This is a genomic window from Streptomyces sp. NPDC001406 (assembly GCF_042895285.1).
Classification (GTDB): domain Bacteria; phylum Actinomycetota; class Actinomycetes; order Streptomycetales; family Streptomycetaceae; genus Streptomyces.
Genome location: NZ_JBIAWG010000019.1, coordinates 28,435 through 47,983, shown reverse-complemented (window position 1 = coordinate 47,983; position 19,549 = coordinate 28,435). Strand labels below are relative to the sequence as shown.

Below are 19,549 nucleotides of genomic sequence, written 5' to 3'. Positions count from 1 at the left end.
CCATGCCATTTCGGTGGGAGAGATGTGCGCGGCTGTGCCAGGCGGTGGCAGCCGGGGCTGCGGTGACGCCGCTCAGGCCCCTCAGGCCCTGCCGCCCCGCGTGCCCCCGCCCGCGATCCCGCCGTCGACCGTGAACCCGATGACCGATCCGCCCCCCTCGCGCCGGAAGGCGAACGGTGCGCCGCCATGGGCCATGGCCACCTCACGGACGATGGACAGGCCGAGGCCGGAGCCGGGCAGGGAGCGGGCGTCGGCCGCGCGGTAGAAGCGGTCGAAGATGCGCATCAGGTCGCCGTCGGCGATCCCGGGCCCACGGTCGAGGACCTCGACGCGGACCGTGCCGTGCCGGGCGGGCCCGGTGACGTTGACCTCGATGGGAGCCCCGCCGCCGCGGTCGAACTTCGCCGCGTTCTCGACGAGGTTGGAGATCGCGCGCTGGAGCATGGCGGGCCGGCCGTCGGTGCTCGTGTCGCCGCTCGCCCGCAGGACGATCTGCCGCCCGGTACGGCGCTTTGCGAGCCCCACGACGTCCTCGGCGATGTCGGCGAGGTCCACCCGCTGCGGGGGCTCGGTGTCGGACTGCCCGGCGGCGAGGTCGACGAGCTCGTTGACCAGGTCGGTCAGCTCGCGCGCCTCCTGGCCGAGGTCGGCGACGAGCTCGTCCCGGGTGGCGGGCGGAAGCTCGTCGATCCGCCGCAGCAGCGAGATGTTCGTGCGCAACGACGTCAGCGGGGTACGCAGCTCGTGCCCCGCGTCCTGCACCAGCCGGCGCTGGTCCTCCTCCGACTGGGCCAGCCGCCCCAGCATGCGGTCGAAGGCGCGGCCCAGGCGCCCCACCTCGTCGAGACCCGCGACGGGCACCTCGATGCCCAGCCGGCGGGTGCGGGCGACGTCCTCGGCGGCCGAGGTGAGGACGACCAGGCGCCGGGTGATACGGCGGGCCAGCCACCAGCCGAAGAGCCCCGCGGCGACCACGACGGCGGCCATGAGCATCAGCGTCCGCTGCTGCAGCGCCCGCAGCAGGTCCTCGGTGTCGCTGAACTCCTGCGCGACCTGCACCGCGCCCCGCCCGTCGCCGAGCGACACGGTGGCGATGCGGAAGAGGTCCTCGCCGACCCGGACATCCTTGTACTGGACGGTCCGGCCGGCCGCGCCGGCGGTGGCCGTGGCCCGGTCGCGGGCGGTGACGGGGAGCACGGGACTCCCGTGGTCGACGATCTGCCCCTTCGCCCCGAGCACCTGCACATCGGTACGGGCGGGCCGTACCAGATCGTGCCCCGGCCGCGAGGAGCTGAAGTCCTCCGGCACCATCTCGTGCTGCCGCACCTCGTCCTGCACGTCCTGCACGACCTGGGTGAACACCGACTGCTGGTCCACCCGCACCAGCCGCGCGGCGGCGCCGTAGGACAGGATGCCCACGAGGATGGTGACGACCGCGGTGACGGCCGCGAAGGACACGGCGAAGGTGGTGCGCAGCGACACGAGCTTGGGCCGGCGCCGGGCCAGCAGCCGCCTGAGGCGGCCCACTCAGTCCTCCCGGAGCACGTAACCCACGCCCCGCACGGTGTGGATCAGCTGCGGCGCGCCGGGCTCGTCCAGCTTGCGGCGCAGGTAGCCGACGTAGACGGCCAGGTTCTTGGAGCCGGGCCCGAAGTCGTAGCCCCAGATCCGGTCGTAGATGGTGGAGTGGTCGAGGACGATCCCGGAGTTGCGGACCAGCAGTTCCAGCAGCTCGAACTCGGTGCGGGTGAGCTCCAGCTCCCGCTGGCCGCGCCAGGCCCGGCGGGCCTGGAGGTCCATGCGCAGCCCGGCGGCCTCGATCTGCCGGTCGGAGATCTGCGGCTCCCTGACCAGTTCGCTGCCGCCGCCGTGGCCGTTGCCGCTGACCGCGTTCACCGGGCTGGTGCGGCGCAGCAGGGCGCGGAGCCGGGCGAAGACCTCCTCGACGTCGAAGGGCTTGACGACATAGTCGTCGGCCCCGGCGTCCAGGCCCGCGATGCGGTCGGCGGTCTCCACCAGCGCGGTGAGCATCAGGATCGGCGTGCGGTCGCCCTCGGCCCGCAGGACGCGGCACACCTGCAGCCCGTCGATGCCCGGCATCATCACATCGAGCACGAGCACGTCCGGCGGGGTGCGGTGGGCCTGCGCCAGTGCCTCCACACCGTCGGCGACCGCCGTCACCTGGTAGCCCTCCAGGGTCAGGGCACGCTCCAGGGCATGACGGATGGCACGATCGTCTTCGGCGAGCAGCACATTCTGGGGCACGGACCCAGTCTGCCAAGGCCGGTGCCGGTTCGGCCGGGGCGAGCGGGCCTACGATCACCCTTTTTACCTGGCTCTCACCCTCACAGAGGCAACCCGGGGCGGGCCCCTACCGTCCTCTCACCGTCGACTCAAGCACTGGCGAGCCGCGCGAGCTGATCCTCGAAGGGCACCACATCCATGGCGCCCTGGGCCTCCGGCCTGGCAGCCGACAGCCCGGTCATCAGCCCCGCCAGCTCCCCGGCCGCCCGCTCGATCCGCTCCGGCAGCCCTTCCGCGCCCCAGTCCTCCGAGGCGGCGTACACCCCGGTCGGGACGACCACGGCCCGCAGATGGGCGAACAGCGGGCGCAGGGCGTGCTCCAGCACCAGGGAGTGGCGGGCGGTGCCGCCGGTGGCGGCGATCAGCACCGGCTTGCCCGCGAGCGCGTCCTTGTCCAGCACGTCGAAGAACGACTTGAACAGTCCGCTGTACGACGCCGAGAACACCGGCGTGACGACGATCAGCCCGTCCGCCTCCGTGACGGCGTCCAGGGCGGCGGACAGGCCTCGGCCCGGGAAGCCGTTGGTGAAGTTGTGCGCGATCTCCACGGCGAGCTCGCGCAGCTCGACCACCTGGATCTCCACCGGGGCCTGCCGGTCGACGGCGGCGGCCAGCCGGTCGGCGAGCAGCCGGGTGGAGGACGGGACGCTCAGTCCCGCCGAGACGACGACGAGCTTCATACGGCGGTCACCTCTTTCTTCTCAAGGAGGGATGCGTGGGTGGGGGCCTCGGGCACATCGGCCGGGCGGCCCTTGGCGAACTCCTCGCGCAGCACCGGTACGACCTCCTCGCCCAGCAGGTCCAGCTGCTCGAGGACGGTCTTCAGCGGCAGCCCGGCGTGGTCCATCAGGAACAGCTGGCGCTGGTAGTCACCGGCGTACTCGCGGAAGCCCAGCGTCTTCTCGATCACCTGCTGCGGCGAGCCGACGGTCAGCGGGGTCTGGTCGGTGAAGTCCTCCAGGGAGGGCCCGTGGCCGTAGACCGGCGCGTTGTCGAAGTACGGCCGGAACTCGCGCACCGCGTCCTGCGAGTTCTTCCGCATGAACACCTGGCCGCCGAGCCCGACGATCGCCTGCTCGGGCGTCCCGTGCCCGTAGTGCGCGAACCGCTTGCGGTAGAACTCGACCATTCGCTTGGTGTGGTCGGCGGGCCAGAAGATGTTGTTGTGGAAGAAGCCGTCACCGTAGTAGGCGGCCTGCTCGGCGATCTCCGGGGAGCGGATGGAGCCGTGCCAGACGAACGGCGGCACGTCGTCCATCGGCCGCGGGGTGGAGGTGAAGCCCTGCAGCGGCGTGCGGAACTTGCCCTCCCAGTCGACGACGTCCTCGCGCCACAGCCGACGCAGCAGGGCGTAGTTCTCGATGGCGAGGTTGATGCCCTCGCGGATGTCCTGGCCGAACCACGGGTACACCGGCCCGGTGTTGCCGCGGCCCATCATCAGGTCGACCCGCCCGTCCGCCAGGTGCTGGAGCATCGCGTAGTCCTCCGCGATCTTCACCGGGTCGTTGGTGGTGATGAGGGTGGTGGACGTGGAGAGGATCAGCTTCTCCGTCTTCGCGGCTACGTAACCGAGCATCGTGGTCGGCGACGACGGCACGAACGGCGGGTTGTGGTGCTCGCCGGTCGCGAAGACGTCCAGGCCGACCTCCTCGGCCTTCAGCGCGATGGCGACCATGGCCTTGATGCGCTCGCGCTCGGTCGGCGTGCGGCCCGTGGTGGGGTCCGGGGTGACGTCGCCCACGCTGAAGATCCCGAACTGCATGGTCGCTCATCCTCCAAATTGTTGACGATTCAACTATACCCCTCCAACCGTCACCCGCGCCCCGGTATTCCGCCCCTTGTCAGTGCCCCGTCCTACGATCGCGACATGGCCGCCCCACGCCGTGACACCCGAGGGATCGTCGACGCCGCGGAACTCTTCGCGCGCGTGGACTTCCGGCGCCGTGAGCCCGCGGAGCCGCTCCGCCCCTACCTGGAGCACTACTGGCTGATCGACTGGGAGCTGACCCAGCCGTACGCCTCCCATGTCGTCCCGCACCCGTCCGTGAACATCGTCTTCCAGCGGTTCGAGGGGCAGGAGCCCTTCGCCGAGGTCGCCGGGATCGGGCTCGGCCTGTTCACACAGAAGCTGGAGGCCAGGGGCCGGGTCTGCGGGATCCAGTTCCGGCCCGGCGGCTATCGCCCCTTCGCCCCCGACCACCCGGTCTCGCAGTGGACGGGCAAGCGGATCCGCCTCCCCGACACCGACCCGGCCCCCGTCCTCACCCCCGACGACGAGGACGCCCGCATAGCCGCCCTCGACACATACCTGCTCTCGCTCAACCCCCACCCCGACCCCCAGGCCGACCTGGCCATGACCCTGGTCGACCGCATCCGCACCGACCGCACGATCCGCCGCGTCACGGACTTCGCCCGGTCCGAGGGCATGTCCGTACGCCTCCTGCAGCGCCTCTTCGCCGCGTACGTCGGCGTGGGCCCGAAGTGGGTCATCCTCCGCTACCGCATCCACGAGGCCCTGGAACACGCCGAGACCGACCACACGGTGGCCTGGGCCACCCTGGCAGCCGACCTCGGCTACGCGGACCAGGCACACCTGATCCGGGACTTCACGGCAACGGTGGGAGTACCCCCGACGGCCTACGCCACCAACCCGGCCACCTCCGGCACGACCCCCTGAGGAACCCCGGCCACCTCCGCACCCCGCCCCCGCAAGCCGGGCGTGCACCTTGGGGGGGCCTCCTCCAGGGCATGGCCGCTCGGCCCACCGGCAGGATCCACACGCCCTCCACAGGCCCCGGGTCGGCCGACCGGGCCACGACACGGGCGCCACCGGGCCGGGCCACGGCACGGGCGCCACCCCGGCCCACACCCCCGGCCACCCCGGCCACGTCCCAGCCACCTCCGACACACGCCCCCTACGGCACGAGCACCAACAGCCCCCGCACCCCGCCCTCCGCCAGCCGGGCGTGAACCTCGGATGCCTCCTCCAGGGCATGGCCGCTCGGCCCACCGGCAGGATCCACACGCCCTCCACAGGCCCCGGGTCGGCCGACCGGGCCACGGCACCATCGCCACCCCGGCCCACACCCCCGGCCACCCCGGCCCACGTCCCCTACGGAATCACCACCCCTACGGCACGAGCACCAACCGCCCCCGCACCCCGCCCTCCCCCAGCCGGGCGTGGGCCTTGGATGCCTCCTCCAGGGGGTAGGTCTCGGCCACCCGCAGGGTGAGTACGCCCTCGTCCACCAGGGCGGCCAGTTCGGACAGGTGGGTGCCGTTCGGGCTCACCTCCACCGCGGTGGTCCGTACCCCGCGCACCGAGGCGGGCTGGGCGCCCGGGATGACGCCCACGAAGGCGCCCCCGTCGCGCACCCACTCCAGCGCCCGCTCACCGAGGAGCGCCGCGTCCAGGACGGCGTCGACGCTGCCGGGTGCCACCTCGCCGGTGCTGAAGCGGGCCGCGCCCAGGGACCGTACGAGCTCCTCGTCGGCCTCGCGGGCGACCGCGGTCACCGAGATCCCACGGTGCGCGGCGAGTTGGACCGCGAACCCGCCGACCGCACCCGCCGCACCCGTCACCAGCAGTGACTGACCCGGCTCCAGCTCCAGCAGATCCAGCGCCTGCGCGGCGGTCAGCGCGTTCAGCGGAAGGGTCGCCGAGTGCACGGCGTCCACCGTCGCCGGCGCCTTGGCCACCGCGTCCGTGTCCACGACGACGTACTCGGCATGCGTGCCCAGCGGCTTCACCATGCCGTAGTGCAGCGCCACCACCTCGTCGCCCACGTTCCACGGTCCCCCATCGCCGCCCACCGCGTCGACCGTCCCGGCGACGTCCCAGCCGAGCCCGATCCCCTGGCCCGCCCCGCCGAACGCACCGGCCCGGACCCCCGCGTCCACCGGATTCAGCGCCGCCGCCGCGACCTTGATCCGCACCTGCCCCGCCCCCGGCTCGGGCACCTCGCTGTCCACGACCTCCACGGCCTCGGGCCCGCCGAACGCCGTCACCACAGCGGCACGCATGACTCGCATGACTCGCATGACTCACAACTCCCCTTGTCGGGCTGATCGCCTCGGTATCTCCTCAGCTGCCAACGACCCTAGGAAGAGCTACTATCCATCGGTAAGTAGTTACCTCAGAGTGCGTAGGTCCCCCGGAGGTGAGCCATGGCGACCATGACCGCGGCACAGCGACGCGAGCAGGCACGCATCGAGTACGACGCGTTCATCCGCAGCTGCCCCACCAACCAGCTCCTCGGCCGCATCAGCGACAAGTGGGTCGGCCTCGTGGTCGCCGCCCTGTCCACCGGCCCCATGCGCTACAGCGACCTCGGCCGCAAGATCGCGGGCGTGAGCCCCAAGATGCTCACCCAGACCCTGCGCACCCTGGAACGCGACGGCATCCTCACCCGCACGGTCACCCCGTCCGTCCCGGTCCGCGTCGACTACGAGCTCACCCCGCTGGGCAGCAGCCTCGCCTGCCTGCTCACGGCCGTGAAGGACTGGGCGGAGAACCACTTCGACGAGGTGCGCGAGGCCCGCGACCAGTACGACGCCGAGAACCAGGACGTATGAGGCAGGGCCCAGCCCAGGCCTAGCCCCGCTCTCCCCGCAGCCTGGCGATCTGCTCCGTGCTGAACTCCACCGTCCGCCGCATGTGCCGCACGATCACGCCGAGTTCACCGTCGTCCAGGTCGGAGAAGAGCGCGGACCAGTCGCCGCCCAGCCGCTCCCACATCTGTCCGAACTCGGCGATCTTCTCCGGCACGGTCGCCACCAGCACCCGCCGCCGGTCGGCCGCGTCCCGCTCCCGGACCACGTACCCGGCCTTCTCCAGCCGGTCCACCAGCCGGGTCGCCGACCCGGTCGTCAGCCCCGTCAGCTCCGCGACCCGGCCCGTCGTCACCGGTCCCCGCTCCAGCGTGAGCAGGTTCAGGCACTGCAGGTCGGTGGGGTGCAGACCGATGCTGTCGGCGACGGCCTGGTTGAACAGGGCGTACGACGCCATATAGCGGCGGGAGACCGTGGACAGCTCGTCCAGCAGCCGCGACCGCGCGGTACCGGTCCCGTTCGCGCTCCCGGACATGCCCTGCTCCCTTTCGCCTGCGCCGTGCAGAGATCGTACGACGCACCGGTCCCGCCCCCGGCCAAAACCTCCGGCCCCGGTCAGAAGGAGTACGCGTCTCCGGTGTTGAGCACCAGCACCCGCGCCCGGTCATTGCCCCGGTTGCGGTCCACCGTGCCACCGCTCCACTCCGTCTCGACCTCCAGCGTCACCTCCGGCGAGCTGTCCCTCAGCACCACGCCGACGTCGGTCGCCTGTCCCAGCCCGTCCGCGGGCAGCGCACCCGTCCCGCACACCAGCTCCCGCTCCCCCGTACGGACGCACCCGGCCGGCAGCCGCTGCCCGTCCGCGAGCGGCACCGACCAGGTCAGCCGCACGCTGGAGTCCGGAACGGCGGACGGCCCGTGGTTGGCCGGGGTGAGCCGGACGTACATCCGCTCCCCGGTCATCACCGCCGAACCGTGATACGACAGGTCGGCCTCCGGCACACCGCCCGCCCGCGCGGGCCCGGCGACGGCGACCACGGCCGCGACCGCAAGAGCGGCCGGCACCGCACTGAACGCAGCAAACATCCTCGTCCTCACCATGTAGGGATGTATCCCACGCAAAGCCCTGAGCAGGCGCCATCCAACAGGTGACACGCACGTGCGAAGCTGCGCGCATGCTCATCCTCCGCTCCGCCGCCCTCTTCGTCGTCGCCGCGATCTTCGAGATCGGCGGCGCCTGGCTGATCTGGCAGGGCGTCCGCGAGCACCGCGGCTGGCTGTGGGTGGCCGGCGGGGTCCTCGCCCTCGGCGCCTACGGCTTCGTCGCCACCTTCCAGCCGGACGCCCACTTCGGCCGCATCCTCGCCGCGTACGGCGGGATCTTCGTTGCCGGTTCGATCCTGTGGGGCGTGGTCGCCGACGGCTACCGCCCCGACCGCTGGGACATCGCCGGGGCGCTGATCTGTCTCGCCGGTATGGCCGTGATCATGTGGGCGCCGAGGAGCGGGAGCTGACCGCCGCCTACCCTGGTCGGAACGAACGTACGCACATCCGAGGACCCGAGGAGCAGCCCATGGCCCCCGCAGCACCGCCCGCCGCCTCCCGCATCGCCGTCGTCACCGGTGCGAGCAGCGGCATCGGCGCCGCCACGGCCCGGGGACTCGCACAGGCCGGCTACCGGGTCGTCCTCACCGCCCGCCGCAAGGACCGTATCGAGGCGCTGGCGGAGGAGATCGAGGCGGCCGGCCACTCGGCGACGGCGTACCAGCTGGACGTCACCGACCGCGCGGCGGTCGACGAGTTCGCGACGGCCTTCAGGACCATCGGCGTCCTGGTCAACAACGCGGGCGGCGCGCTCGGCGCCGACCCGGTCGCCACCGGTGACCCGGCGCACTGGCGCGCGATGTACGAGACGAACGTCATCGGCACGCTGAACCTCACCCAGGCCCTGCTCCCGAAGCTGGTGGCGAGCGGGGACGGCACCGTGGTCGTGGTGTCCTCCACGGCCGGGCTCGGCACGTACGAGGGCGGCGCGGGCTATGTCGCCGCCAAGCACGGCGAGCACGTCCTGGCCGAGACCCTGCGTCTGGAGATCGTCGGACAGCCGGTCCGCGTCATCGAGATCGCGCCCGGCATGGTCAAGACCGACGAGTTCGCGCTGACCCGCTTCGGCGGCGACGCGGACAGGGCGGAGAAGGTCTACGCGGGCGTCGCCGAGCCGCTCACCGCCGAGGACGTGGCGGAGACGATCACCTGGGCGGTGACCCGCCCCAGCCATGTCAACGTCGACCTTCTGGTGCTGCGGCCCCGCGCCCAGGCGTCCAACACCAAAGTCCACAGGGAGCTGTGATGAGCGAGCCTCAGGGAACGGGCCCGGACATGGGCCAGGAGCCGGGCCCGGCCATGGACGAGTCCCTGGAGAAGCGCCGCCTGGCCCAGGAGACGAAGAACGAACGCCAGGTCTGGTACTTCCTCGCGTACTTCCTCTTCGGCATCCACTTCGTGGCGTTCGTGATGATCTACGCCGTCCGCCATGCACACTGAGGCGTGGACCGACACATAGCCTTCGAAGACCTGCACAACTTCCGTGACCTGGGCGGCTATTCGACCCCGGACGGCCGCCGGCGGATCCGCCCGGGCCTGCTGTACCGGGCCGGCTCCCTGGGCAAACTGGCCGAGGGCACCAAGGACTGGGAGCGCTTCCTCTCCCTGGGGATAGGCACGGTGCTGGATCTGCGCCACCCCTGGGAGGCCGAGGCCAGGGGCCGCGTCCCCGAGCACGTCTCTCTCGCGTACCACAACCTGAGCATCGAGCACCGCCCCTACGACCAGCCGTCCCAGTCCCCCGACACGGCCCCGGGCCCCTATCTCTCCGAGCGCTACCTGGAGGTGGCTCAGGACGGGACGAAGGAGATGGCCGAGGCCCTGGAGCTGATCGCGGAATCGGCCGCCTCCGGCACCCCCCTGGTCTTCCACTGCGCCTCGGGCAAGGACCGCACGGGCCAACTGGCAGCGATGGTGCTGACGTTGCTCGGCATCGACGAGCCGACCATCGTCGAGGACTTCACCCTCACGGAACTCGCCACCCCCGCTCTCCTCTCCGACTGGCGGCGCAGAAACGAGGGCCGCACACCGACGTGGCCGTTCGTCGGCCGGGCCCCGGCGTCGGTGATGCACCTGTTCCTGGCGGCCATGAACACCCGCTACGGCTCGATCGACTGCTACGTCACCGACACCCTGGGCCTGGACGCAAAGGCCCTCTCGGATTCCCTCCGCGCGAGCCTCCTGGAACCGGCCCCGACGACCTGGCCCCCGCTGACGTACCGCAGGGCGACACCGGCCGACACCACTTTGTTGGTCCGACTCCGGGACACGGCGGCCCTGTGGCAACTGGCCCGGGGCATCGACCAGTGGAAGCCGGGCGAGAAGGACGAGGCCCACTTCCGCACCCGCATGCGCGAGGGCGAGGTCTGGCTGGCGCACGCGGGCGGCCACCTGGCGGGCGCCTGGGAACTGTGGTGGGACGACCCCGCGGCCTGGGGCCCCCGCCCGCCCGACGCCGGCTACATCCACCGCCTGATGACCACCCCGCACACGGCCCCACCCGCAACGGGCCGCCACATGCTGACGGAAGCGGAGTGCCGTGTCGCGGCAACGGGCCGCCCCTACGCCCGCCTCGACTGCCTGTCCTCCAACCCCCGCCTGCGCGCCTACTACGAGTCGGCGGGCTACACGGTGGTCGGCGAACAGACGGCCAAGGACGGCGGATCGGGCAGCCCGTACGCGGTGACGCTGCTGGAGAAGCGGCTGTAGGGCCGGTCAGCCCTTCACGCACACCACCTGCTTGAGCTTCGCCACGACCTCGACGAGGTCCCGCTGCTGATCCATCACCTGCTCGATCGGCTTGTACGCGCCCGGGATCTCGTCGACGACGCCGGAGTCCTTGCGGCACTCCACGCCCCGCGTCTGCTCCTCCAGGTCCTTCGTCGAGAAGCGGCGCTTGGCCGCGTTGCGGCTCATCCGCCGGCCGGCGCCGTGCGACGCCGAGTTGAAGGACTTCTCGTTCCCGAGGCCCCGCACGATGTACGAACCCGTGCCCATCGAGCCCGGGATGATCCCGTACTCGCCGGAGCCCGCGCGGATCGCGCCCTTGCGGGTGACGAGCAGGTCCATGCCCTCGTAGCGTTCACGGCTCACATAGTTGTGGTGGCAGCTCACCTCGGGCTCGAAGGTCACCTTGGCCTTCTTGAACTCCTTGCGGATCACGTCCTTCAGGAGCGCCATCATGATCGACCGGTTGTACTTCGCGTACTCCTGGGCCCAGTAGAGGTCGTGCTCGTACGCCGCCATCTGCGGTGTGTCCGCGACGAAGACCGCGAGGTCGCGGTCGATCAGGCCCTGGTTGTGCGGGAGCTTCTGGGCCACGCCTATGTGGTGCTCGGCGAGTTCCTTGCCGATGTTGCGGGATCCGGAGTGCAGCATCAGCCAGAGACGGCCGTCTGCATCGAGGCATACCTCGACGAAGTGGTTTCCGCTTCCGAGCGTTCCCATCTGCTTCCCGGCGCGCTCGTGACGGAATTTGACCGCTTCGGCGACCCCGTCGAACCGCCCCCAGAATCCGTCCCATCCACCGGCGGCAAGCCCGTACAGCTGTCCCGGATCGACGGGCTCGTCATGCATCCCCCGCCCCACCGGAATCGCCTGCTCGATCTTCGACCGCAGACGGGACAGATCGCCCGGGAGGTCGTTCGCGGTCAGCGACGTCTTCACCGCCGACATTCCGCAGCCGATGTCCACCCCCACCGCCGCGGGGCACACCGCACCCCGCATCGCGATGACCGAGCCGACCGTGGCGCCCTTGCCGAAGTGCACGTCCGGCATCACGGCCAGGCCCTTGATCCACGGCAGGGTCGCCACATTGCGCAGCTGCTGCAGCGCGACGTCCTCGACCGTCGCGGGGTCGGTCCACATACGGATCGGGACCTTCGCGCCCGCCATTTCCACGTACGACATAACTTCCTCATTCCCCCGGATACCCAAGCAAAAGTCTTGATGACGGCAAAGCGCAAAAGCGGGGCCAAGGTCTACGAAACAGGACATGGGACCGGCGTCCACAGCAGTGCGTGCGATACACATTGTCTTCAGGGAGCGCCCCGCTGCGGCAAGCGATTAACCAGCGGGGACACTGGAGGACCCACCGTCGAGAGGAGCCTGCCCGTGCGGCGGAAGGCATACGTAACCGGCATCGCCGCCCTCCTGGCGGCTCTGCTGGCCGGCTGCACCGGAAGCTCGGACGGAAGCAGTCCGACGGACAACGCGAACCCCGGCGAGCCCGGCACGGCCACCGTCGCCGCCCAGCCCGGCAAGTACCGCACGCTTCCGGAGGCCTGCGGCGCTGTGAGTCACGACACGCTCGACTCCCTGCTGCCCGGCATCAAGCAGATCACGGACCCGGACCAGCGGGACCGGGCGTACCGGGGCGAGGCGACGCTGACGTACGACACCGACCGCAAGGTCGGCTGCCGCTGGAAGGTCGAGTCCGCCGACGCCACCGATCATCTGCTCGTCGACTTCGAGCGGGTCGTGTCCTACGACAACGCGGTCAGCGACGACAACGAGGCCGAGCAGCTCTTCGCCACCAGGCAGACCGCGGCCGACCTGCCCGCACCCAGCGCGTCGACCTCCTCGCCCACGCCCTCGACGTCGGCATCGGCGTCGGCATCGGCATCGGGTTCGAGCGACCCCAGCCCGTCCTCGTCCGCCTCCACCGAGGCCGCCGCGGCCGACCTCCAGCCCCGCACTCTCGACGATCTCGGCGACGAGGCGTTCCTCGACGACCAGCTGAGCAGCTCCGGTTCGACGGCCGAACAGCGAACGGTGACTGTGGTGTTCCGCACGTCCAACGTGATCGTGACCATCCAGTACGACGAGCAGCCGACGGCCCTCGGCACGGTCCCGGACAGCAAGGAAATGCAGGACAGGGCCCGGAATCTGGCCGGACGGCTGGACGACTCGCTCAACGGCTGACGGCCCCGCCGACCCCATCGGCGGCCGTCCGCAAAGCGCGTGAACCGGAACCGCACAGCTCACCCACCGCGTACCGTGGCCCCTCGGACCCGATCCGACCGCAGGAACCCCGAGCGTCATGAGTGAAGGAACCATGCAGCGAGCAGCCCAGCGAGACGACCGAGACGACATGCGTGACCGGCGCGACCGGCGAGCGGGGCGACTCCGCCGCGTCCTTGTCTGCGCGGCCGCCGTCCCCATGGTGTTCGTCGCCGCCGGCTGCTCCTCGGACTCCGGCTCCGACGGCAGCGGCAGTGGCAGCGCCGGGCAGAGCGCGAGCGCCGACAGCTCCGGCAAGGGCTCCACGAGCGCCTCGCCGACCGTGCAGGCGGCCAGGTACCACAAGCTGCCGAAGGCGTGTGACACGCTCTCGAACAAGACTCTGGGCGAACTGATACCGAAGGGCTCGAAGTCGGGCAAGGAGGGCACATCGGACGATGTCGACTCCCGTGCCAGCTGCTCCTGGAACAGCCTCGACAGCAACGGCGTGAAGGGCTCGCAGTTCCGCTGGCTCAACGTCTCCCTCCTCCGCTTCGACTCCGACGTCAGCCGCGGCTCGGGCGAGAGCCAGGCCAAGGCGTACTACACGAAGCAGGTCCAGGGCGCCCAGGGCGTGACCGGCGCCAAGAACTCGCAGTCGGTGCCGGTCTCCGGCGTGGGCAACGAGGCAATGGCGGTGCGCTACGACCTGAAGAAGAAGGAAGGCACCTTCAAGCAGACGACGGTCGTGGCGCGCGTCGAGAACGTCGTCGTCACCCTCGACTACAACGGCGCGGGCCTGGCCGGCGAGAAGACCCCGGACGCCACCGCCCTGACGAAGGACGCCCAGAAGGCGGTCAAGGAGGTCGTGGCCGCCGTGACCTCGGCGAACGGCACGGGCAGCGGCTCGGACGCGGGCACGACGAAGCCCTCGCCTTCCAAGTCGGCGTCGAAGCCGGCGGGCGGATCTTCGTCGAAGACCGCGAGCGCCTCTCCGTCGAAGTCAGCGTCCAAGAAGAGCTGACCGTCACACCTGGCGCACAACTCCCAGCTCAGCCACGCTTTTTGCCGGAGCCCGGCCCCCTCGGGGACCGGGCTCCTGGCAGTCCGGCAACGCGTTCGCCGCACTCATGTGCCACCCTGTTGCGCGCAACAACACGCAAGGGGAGGGGAGTAACGGGTGGCCGCGCCACTGCAGCTGACTCGGATGCACCGCGTTCTCATCGGCGTGGTCGTGTCCGGCGCCGTGATCATCGCCGGCATCGGCTTCGCCGGTTCGTACGCCGCCGTCCGCGAGCTGGCTCTCAAGAAGGGCTTCGGGAACTTCTCCTACGTCTTCCCGATCGGCATCGACGCGGGCATCTGCGTCCTGCTCGCCCTCGACCTGCTCCTGACGTGGATCCGGATCCCCTTCCCGCTCCTGCGCCAGACGGCCTGGGTCCTGACGGCGGCCACGATCGCCTTCAACGGCGCGGCCGCCTGGCCGGACCCGCTGGGCGTGGGCATGCACGCGGTGATCCCGGTCCTGTTCGTGGTCGCCGTCGAGGCGGCCCGGCACGCGATCGGCCGGATCGCCGACATCACCGCCGACAAGCACATGGAGGGCGTCCGCCTCACCCGCTGGATGCTCTCCCCGGTGCCCACCTTCCTGCTGTGGCGCCGTATGAAGCTGTGGGAGCTCCGCTCCTACGAGCAGGTCATCAAGCTGGAACAGGAACGTCTCGTCTACCAGGCCCGCCTCCAGGCCCGCTTCGGCCGGGCCTGGCGCCGCAAGGCCCCGGTCGAGTCCCTGATGCCCCTGAGGCTGGCGAGGTACGGCGTCCCCCTGGCGGACACGGCCCCGGCGGGCCTGGCAGCGGCGGGCATCGAACCGGCCTTGCTGCCCCCGGCGCCGGCACAGGCCACCGGAGCGGGCACACGGGAGCTGGCGGCGGCGGACGCGGTCGATGCATCCGCCATAGCTGCGGGCAGTCGTGCCGCTGGGGCGGCGCCCGTCCCACAGAAAGCGGCACCTCCCAGCGAGCAGCGCCTCGACTTCGTGAACCGGAACGCCGGGCACCCGGAGCAGCAGGCCCAGGACGACCAGAGCCCCTGGTTCCAGTCGGTCGACCCCCAGCAGATCCCCTACTTCGGCGACTACGACCCGGCCTACGACCCGGACCAGCAGTACGCCCAGTGGTACGCGGAACAGCAGCAGGCCGAGCAGTACTACCAGGAACAGGGCCAGGAGCAGGAGCCGCAGCAGTACCAGGAGCCCTCCGGGGAGGAGACCGGCAGCTTCCCCATCCCGGTGGGCCCGGGCCGCACCCGCGAACTCGGCGAGGGCGGCGGCTCCGAGCCGGACGAGGAGGCCTACTACCAGGTCTTCAAGCAGTCGATCAACGGCAGCTACCCGACCCCCCGCGAGTTCGGCGAGAACGTCGACGCGGAGTTCAGCATCGCCCTCCCGGTGGAGGAGGCCAAGCGCATGGTCAACCGCTTCACGAACCGCTACAACGCGGAGCTGGAAGAGGACCACATCGCGTAGGAAGCCGTACGAGCACAAGAAGCCGTACGACGACAAGAAGAGGGGCCCTCAGCCGAGGGCCCCTCTTCTTCACATCACCACGCCGTCCTACTCCCCGAGCAGGGCCCGTACCCGGTCCTGCCCCACCGCCAGCAGCAGCGTGGGCAGCCGCGGACCGGTGTCACGGCCGACGAGCAGGTGGTACAGCAGCGCGAAGAACGTCCGCTGGGCGGTCTTGATCTCTGCCGGCAGCTCCTTGGGCGTGGCGTCGGCGGAGAACCCGGCCTGGACCTTGGGAACGCCGTACACGAGGTGGGTCAGCCCGTCCAGGGACCAGTGCTCGGCGAGCCCGTCGAGCAGCAGCCGCAGCGACTGCTGGGAGGCCTCGTCGAGGGACTTCAGCAGCTCGACGTCCGGCTCCTCGCGCACGATGGTCCGCTGGTCGGCGGGCACGTGCGTGTTGATCCAGGCCTCGGCCCTGTCGTACCGCGGCCGGGCCTCGTCCAGCGAGCCGAGCGGGTCGGCCGGGTCGAGCTCGGACAGGATGCGCAGCGCCTGGTCCTGGTGGCCGGCGGTGATGTCGGCGACGGAGGCCAGCGTCCGGTACGGCAGCGGGTGCGCCGTCTTCGGCAGCTCGCCGCCCGCCGTACGCACCGCGCGCGAGTGCGCGGCGATGTCGGCCGGGAGGGCGGAGCCGTCGGCGACCTTGCCCTCCAGCTTGTCCCACTCGTCGTAGAGCCGCTGGATCTCCTGGTCGAAGGCGATCTTGAACGACTGGTTGGGCCGACGACGGGCGTACAGCCAGCGCAGCAGCTGCGGCTCCATGATCTTCAGCGCGTCGGCCGGGGTCGGCACCCCACCGCGGGACGAGGACATCTTGGCCATGCCGGAGATGCCCACGAACGCGTACATCGGGCCGATCGGCTGCTTGCCGTCGAAGATCCCGACGATCTGGCCGCCGACCTGGAAGCTGGAGCCGGGCGAGGAGTGGTCGACACCCGAGGGCTCGAACACGACCCCTTCGTACGCCCACCGCATCGGCCAGTCGACCTTCCACACCAGCTTGCCGCGGTTGAACTCGCTGAGCCGGACGGTCTCCGAGAAGCCGCACTCGTTGCAGGTGTAGGCCAGCTCGGTGGTGTCGTCGTCGTACGAGGTGACCGTGGTCAGGTCCTTCCCGCAGTTGCCGCAGTACGGCTTGTACGGGAAGTACCCGGCGGCGCCGGAGCTGCCGTCGTCCTCGCTCGCCGCGCCGGAGCCCTCCTCGGCCTCCAGCTCGGCCTCGTCGACGGGCTTCTGGCCCTGCTTCTTGGCCTTCGGCTTGGTCCGGTACTGGGCGAGGATCGCGTCGATGTCACCGCGGTGCTTCATCGCGTGCAGGATCTGCTCGCGGTAGACACCGGAGGTGTACTGCGCGGTCTGGCTGATCCCGTCGAACTCCACGCCCATCTCGGCCAGCGACTCGACCATGGCGGCCTTGAAGTGCTCGGCCCAGTTCGGGTACGCGGAGCCCTTCGGGGCGGGCACGGAGGTCAGCGGCTTGCCGATGTGCTCGGCCCAGGACTCGTCGACACCGGCGATGCCCGCGGGCACCTTGCGGTAGCGGTCGTAGTCGTCCCAGGAGATGAGGTGGCGCACCTGGTACCCGCGGCGCCGGATCTCGTCGGCGACGAGGTGCGGGGTCATGACCTCGCGCAGGTTCCCCAGGTGGATGGGGCCCGAGGGCGACAGCCCGGAGGCGACGACGACCGGTTTGCCCGGGGCCCGACGCTCCGACTCCTCGATGACCTCATCCGCGAAACGGGAGACCCAGTCGGTGGTCTCGGTGCTCTGAGCCACGTTCGGCACGTCCTCTTGTCCTGGAACTCTTGATGGACCTCCATACTCCCAGACCGACCCGCGACCGGGAAAACCGCTTTACCTCCCATGGGATACTGGCTGGGTCTATCCATCCCCACGAGGAGAACGGCACCCATACCTATGGCCCCGGTCACGTCCCTCAGCGACTCAGTCCAGCAGCACCTCGCGACGGCACTCTCGGCAGCCCTGCCGGACGCCGGCTCCGCGGACCCGCTGCTGCGACGAAGCGACCGGGCCGACTTCCAGGCCAACGGCATCCTGGCGCTGGCCAAGAAGGCGAAGGCGAACCCGAGGGAGCTGGCCACGCAGGTCGTCTCCCAGGTCGTCACCGGTGACGTGATCAAGGACATCGAGGTCTCCGGCCCCGGCTTCCTGAACATCACGATCGGCGACAGGGCGATCATCGAGACCCTGGCCGCGCGGTACGCGGACACGGACCGCCTGGGCGTGCCGTACGCGGAGCGGCCGGGCACCACGGTGATCGACTACGCCCAGCCGAACGTGGCCAAGGAGATGCACGTCGGCCATCTGCGCTCCGCCGTGATCGGCGACGCGGTGGTCCATCTCCTGGAGTTCACCGGGGAGACCGTCGTCCGCCGGCATCACATCGGCGACTGGGGCACCCAGTTCGGCATGCTCATCCAGTATCTGGACGAGCACCCGCACGAGCTGGACCACAAGGCCGGTGACGTGAGCGGCGAGGAGGCGATGTCCAACCTCAACCGCCTCTACAAGGCCGCGCGGGGTGTCTTCGACTCCGACGAGGAGTTCAAGACGCGCGCCCGCCGCAGGGTGGTCGACCTCCAGGCCGGCGAGCCGCGGACGCTGGCCATGTGGCAGAAGTTCGTGGACGAGTCGAAGATCTACTTCTACTCCGTCTTCGAGAAGCTGGACATGGAGATCCGGGACCCGGACATCGTCGGCGAGTCGGGCTACAACGACATGCTGGCCGAGACCTGCCGCCTGCTGGAGGACTCGGGCGTCGCGGTCCGCTCCGAAGGCGCCCTGTGCGTCTTCTTCGAGGACATCAAGGGCCCGGACGGCAAGCCGGTCCCGCTGATCGTCCAGAAGTCGGACGGCGGCTACGGCTACGCGGCCACCGACCTCTCGGCCATCCGGGACCGCGTCTTCAACCACAAGGCGAGCACGCTGCTGTACGTGGTCGACGTCCGCCAGTCGCTGCACTTCCGCATGGTCTTCGAGACGGCGCGCAGGGCGGGCTGGCTGAACGACGGCGTGACGACACACCAGTTGGCCTTCGGCACGGTCCTCGGCAAGGACGGCAAGCCGTTCAAGACGCGTGAGGGCGAGACGGTCCGGCTGGAGGACCTCCTCGACGAGGCGGTCGAGCGCGCTACGGCCGTGGTCCGTGAGAAGGCCGAGAAGGTGGGCCTGTCCGAGCAGGAGATCGTCGAGAACGGCCGGTACGTCGGCATCGGCGCGGTGAAGTACGCCGACCTGTCGACCTCCGCGGTGCGGGACTACAAGTTCGACCTGGACCAGATGGTCTCGCTGAGCGGCGACACATCGGTCTACCTCCAGTACGCGTACGCCCGTATCCAGTCGATCCTCCGCAAGGCCGGCGAGGCCCGCCCCGCCGCCCACCCGGAGCTGGAACTGGCGCCGGCGGAGCGCGCCCTGGGCCTGCACCTGGACCACTTCGCGGAGACGGTCCTGGAGGTGGCGTCGGCGTACGAGCCGCACAAGCTGGCGGCGTACCTGTACGAGCTGGCGACGCACCTGACGAAGTTCTACGACCAGTGCCAGGTGCTGAGCACCGAGAACGCGCCGGAGGTCGTGGAGAACCGCCTCTTCCTGGTCGACCTGACCGCACGCACGCTCCACCGGGGCATGGCACTACTGGGCATCCGGACGCCCGAGCGCCTCTGAGGCGAACTCCGCCCACACCAGTTTCCCCAAGTCCCGCTCTCCCACCCCCCACTTGTCGGAGAGCGCCGCCACGAGCAGCAGCCCGCGCCCGCCCTCGTCCGCCTCGTCGGCGACCCTCGGCAGGCCGGGCCCGCTGTCGTGCACCTCGACGCGCAGGACCTCACCGTCGTACCGGAGCCGCAGCAGGAAGCCGCGCCCGGCCGGTACCCCGTGCACCAGCGCGTTGGTCGCCAGCTCGCTCACGCACAGCGAGACGTCTTCGGCGCGTTCCCAGTCGTCGAGTCCCCAGTACTTCAACGACCACCAGGTGAACCGCCTGGCCGCGGGCACGGATCGGCGGTCACGGCCGTAGAACTGGTCGCGCTGGTGGGGAAGTTCGGTTTCGACGTTCAC

General features: G+C 70.5%; 20 protein-coding genes. 10 read left to right on the top strand and 10 right to left on the bottom strand.

What is annotated here, in order from left to right; translation table 11 throughout:
• Positions 1–81 precede the first annotated feature (81 nt).
• From ACFY1J_RS36950 to ACFY1J_RS36935, 4 genes are all read right to left on the bottom strand, one after another.
• The gene (locus ACFY1J_RS36950; protein WP_390711467.1) at positions 82–1,527 is read right to left on the bottom strand and encodes an ATP-binding protein; all 1,446 of its coding nucleotides are present in this window, start codon (positions 1,525–1,527) and stop codon (positions 82–84) included.
• Positions 1,528–2,253, bottom strand: a complete 726-nt coding sequence (locus tag ACFY1J_RS36945) for a response regulator transcription factor (RefSeq protein ID WP_390711594.1) — start codon at positions 2,251–2,253, stop codon at positions 1,528–1,530.
• A 140-nt stretch (positions 2,254–2,393) separates the two neighbouring features.
• Positions 2,394–2,984 carry an FMN reductase gene (locus tag ACFY1J_RS36940; RefSeq protein ID WP_390732735.1) on the bottom strand — a complete coding sequence of 197 codons (591 nt, stop codon included), beginning with the start codon at positions 2,982–2,984 and terminating at the stop codon, positions 2,394–2,396.
• Entirely contained in the window at positions 2,981–4,066 is a 1,086-nt protein-coding gene (locus ACFY1J_RS36935; protein ID WP_390711465.1) for an LLM class flavin-dependent oxidoreductase, read from the bottom strand. The genes ACFY1J_RS36940 and ACFY1J_RS36935 overlap by 4 nt, the downstream gene beginning before the upstream one ends.
• 105 nt (positions 4,067–4,171) lie before the next feature.
• Between ACFY1J_RS36935 and ACFY1J_RS36930 the strand changes: the two genes are divergently transcribed.
• A complete protein-coding gene (locus ACFY1J_RS36930; RefSeq protein WP_390732734.1) occupies positions 4,172–4,981 on the top strand; it encodes a DUF6597 domain-containing transcriptional factor in 810 nt (269 codons plus the stop codon).
• A 452-nt stretch (positions 4,982–5,433) separates the two neighbouring features.
• Here the strand turns inward: ACFY1J_RS36930 and ACFY1J_RS36925 are convergent, their stop codons facing one another.
• Positions 5,434–6,327 (bottom strand): NADP-dependent oxidoreductase, encoded by an 894-nt coding sequence (locus ACFY1J_RS36925; protein ID WP_390732798.1) that lies wholly within the window; start codon positions 6,325–6,327, stop codon positions 5,434–5,436.
• Between the two features lie 144 nt (positions 6,328–6,471).
• Here ACFY1J_RS36925 and ACFY1J_RS36920 point away from each other — a divergent pair, with 144 nt between their 5' ends.
• On the top strand, positions 6,472–6,879 hold the full coding sequence (locus ACFY1J_RS36920) for a winged helix-turn-helix transcriptional regulator (RefSeq protein ID WP_390711463.1): 408 nt from the start codon (positions 6,472–6,474) through the stop codon (positions 6,877–6,879).
• Between the two features lie 19 nt (positions 6,880–6,898).
• Here the strand turns inward: ACFY1J_RS36920 and ACFY1J_RS36915 are convergent, their stop codons facing one another.
• Positions 6,899–7,390 (bottom strand): MarR family winged helix-turn-helix transcriptional regulator, encoded by a 492-nt coding sequence (locus tag ACFY1J_RS36915; protein ID WP_390711462.1) that lies wholly within the window; start codon positions 7,388–7,390, stop codon positions 6,899–6,901.
• Between the two features lie 80 nt (positions 7,391–7,470).
• Positions 7,471–7,941, bottom strand: a complete 471-nt coding sequence (locus ACFY1J_RS36910; protein ID WP_390711461.1) for a hypothetical protein — start codon at positions 7,939–7,941, stop codon at positions 7,471–7,473.
• An 89-nt stretch (positions 7,942–8,030) separates the two neighbouring features.
• On the opposite strand from ACFY1J_RS36910, the gene ACFY1J_RS36905 reads away from it, so the two are divergent.
• From ACFY1J_RS36905 to ACFY1J_RS36890, 4 genes are read left to right on the top strand one after another with little or no spacing between them, the layout of a single operon-like run.
• Entirely contained in the window at positions 8,031–8,369 is a 339-nt protein-coding gene (locus ACFY1J_RS36905; RefSeq protein ID WP_363299732.1) for a YnfA family protein, read from the top strand.
• Between the two features lie 59 nt (positions 8,370–8,428).
• Entirely contained in the window at positions 8,429–9,205 is a 777-nt protein-coding gene (locus ACFY1J_RS36900; protein ID WP_390711459.1) for an SDR family NAD(P)-dependent oxidoreductase, read from the top strand.
• Positions 9,205–9,399: a hypothetical protein gene (locus ACFY1J_RS36895; protein WP_390732800.1), complete on the top strand. Its 195-nt coding sequence runs from the start codon at positions 9,205–9,207 to the stop codon at positions 9,397–9,399. Before ACFY1J_RS36900 ends, ACFY1J_RS36895 begins: the two co-directional genes overlap by 1 nt.
• A gap of 3 nt (positions 9,400–9,402) precedes the next feature.
• Positions 9,403–10,668 carry a tyrosine-protein phosphatase gene (locus tag ACFY1J_RS36890; protein ID WP_390732733.1) on the top strand — a complete coding sequence of 422 codons (1,266 nt, stop codon included), beginning with the start codon at positions 9,403–9,405 and terminating at the stop codon, positions 10,666–10,668.
• Between the two features lie 6 nt (positions 10,669–10,674).
• Here ACFY1J_RS36890 and ACFY1J_RS36885 read toward each other — a convergent pair whose 3' ends face one another.
• Positions 10,675–11,868, bottom strand: coding sequence for an RtcB family protein (locus ACFY1J_RS36885; protein ID WP_390732732.1), 1,194 nt, complete (start codon positions 11,866–11,868; stop codon positions 10,675–10,677).
• Positions 11,869–12,072: 204 nt separating this feature from the next.
• Between ACFY1J_RS36885 and ACFY1J_RS36880 the strand changes: the two genes are divergently transcribed.
• From ACFY1J_RS36880 to ACFY1J_RS36870, 3 genes are all read left to right on the top strand, one after another.
• Positions 12,073–12,882: a DUF3558 domain-containing protein gene (locus ACFY1J_RS36880; RefSeq protein WP_390732731.1), complete on the top strand. Its 810-nt coding sequence runs from the start codon at positions 12,073–12,075 to the stop codon at positions 12,880–12,882.
• Between the two features lie 118 nt (positions 12,883–13,000).
• Positions 13,001–13,924, top strand: coding sequence for a DUF3558 domain-containing protein (locus ACFY1J_RS36875; protein WP_390732730.1), 924 nt, complete (start codon positions 13,001–13,003; stop codon positions 13,922–13,924).
• 156 nt (positions 13,925–14,080) lie between these two features.
• Positions 14,081–15,427 carry a DUF2637 domain-containing protein gene (locus ACFY1J_RS36870; protein WP_390711453.1) on the top strand — a complete coding sequence of 449 codons (1,347 nt, stop codon included), beginning with the start codon at positions 14,081–14,083 and terminating at the stop codon, positions 15,425–15,427.
• Positions 15,428–15,514: 87 nt separating this feature from the next.
• Here the strand turns inward: ACFY1J_RS36870 and lysS are convergent, their stop codons facing one another.
• Positions 15,515–17,254: a lysine--tRNA ligase gene (gene lysS, locus ACFY1J_RS36865; protein WP_390732729.1), complete on the bottom strand. Its 1,740-nt coding sequence runs from the start codon at positions 17,252–17,254 to the stop codon at positions 15,515–15,517.
• A 132-nt stretch (positions 17,255–17,386) separates the two neighbouring features.
• Here lysS and argS point away from each other — a divergent pair, with 132 nt between their 5' ends.
• Positions 17,387–19,156: an arginine--tRNA ligase gene (gene argS, locus ACFY1J_RS36860; protein ID WP_390711451.1), complete on the top strand. Its 1,770-nt coding sequence runs from the start codon at positions 17,387–17,389 to the stop codon at positions 19,154–19,156.
• On the opposite strand, the gene ACFY1J_RS36855 is transcribed toward argS, so the two are convergent.
• Positions 19,124–19,549 carry an ATP-binding protein gene (locus ACFY1J_RS36855; RefSeq protein ID WP_390711450.1) on the bottom strand — a complete coding sequence of 142 codons (426 nt, stop codon included), beginning with the start codon at positions 19,547–19,549 and terminating at the stop codon, positions 19,124–19,126. The genes argS and ACFY1J_RS36855 overlap by 33 nt on opposite strands.

Coding starts and splice junctions, on each gene's coding strand:
- ACFY1J_RS36940 (WP_390732735.1), bottom strand. CDS start 2,984: ATGAAGCTCGTCGTCGTCTCGGCGGGACTGAGCGTCCCGTCCTCCACC.
- ACFY1J_RS36935 (WP_390711465.1), bottom strand. CDS start 4,066: ATGCAGTTCGGGATCTTCAGCGTGGGCGACGTCACCCCGGACCCCACC.
- ACFY1J_RS36930 (WP_390732734.1), top strand. CDS start 4,172: ATGGCCGCCCCACGCCGTGACACCCGAGGGATCGTCGACGCCGCGGAA.
- ACFY1J_RS36925 (WP_390732798.1), bottom strand. CDS start 6,327: ATGCGTGCCGCTGTGGTGACGGCGTTCGGCGGGCCCGAGGCCGTGGAG.
- ACFY1J_RS36920 (WP_390711463.1), top strand. CDS start 6,472: ATGGCGACCATGACCGCGGCACAGCGACGCGAGCAGGCACGCATCGAG.
- ACFY1J_RS36915 (WP_390711462.1), bottom strand. CDS start 7,390: ATGTCCGGGAGCGCGAACGGGACCGGTACCGCGCGGTCGCGGCTGCTG.
- ACFY1J_RS36910 (WP_390711461.1), bottom strand. CDS start 7,941: ATGTTTGCTGCGTTCAGTGCGGTGCCGGCCGCTCTTGCGGTCGCGGCC.
- ACFY1J_RS36905 (WP_363299732.1), top strand. CDS start 8,031: ATGCTCATCCTCCGCTCCGCCGCCCTCTTCGTCGTCGCCGCGATCTTC.
- ACFY1J_RS36900 (WP_390711459.1), top strand. CDS start 8,429: ATGGCCCCCGCAGCACCGCCCGCCGCCTCCCGCATCGCCGTCGTCACC.
- ACFY1J_RS36895 (WP_390732800.1), top strand. CDS start 9,205: ATGAGCGAGCCTCAGGGAACGGGCCCGGACATGGGCCAGGAGCCGGGC.
- ACFY1J_RS36885 (WP_390732732.1), bottom strand. CDS start 11,868: ATGTCGTACGTGGAAATGGCGGGCGCGAAGGTCCCGATCCGTATGTGG.
- ACFY1J_RS36875 (WP_390732730.1), top strand. CDS start 13,001: ATGAGTGAAGGAACCATGCAGCGAGCAGCCCAGCGAGACGACCGAGAC.
- argS (WP_390711451.1), top strand. CDS start 17,387: ATGGCCCCGGTCACGTCCCTCAGCGACTCAGTCCAGCAGCACCTCGCG.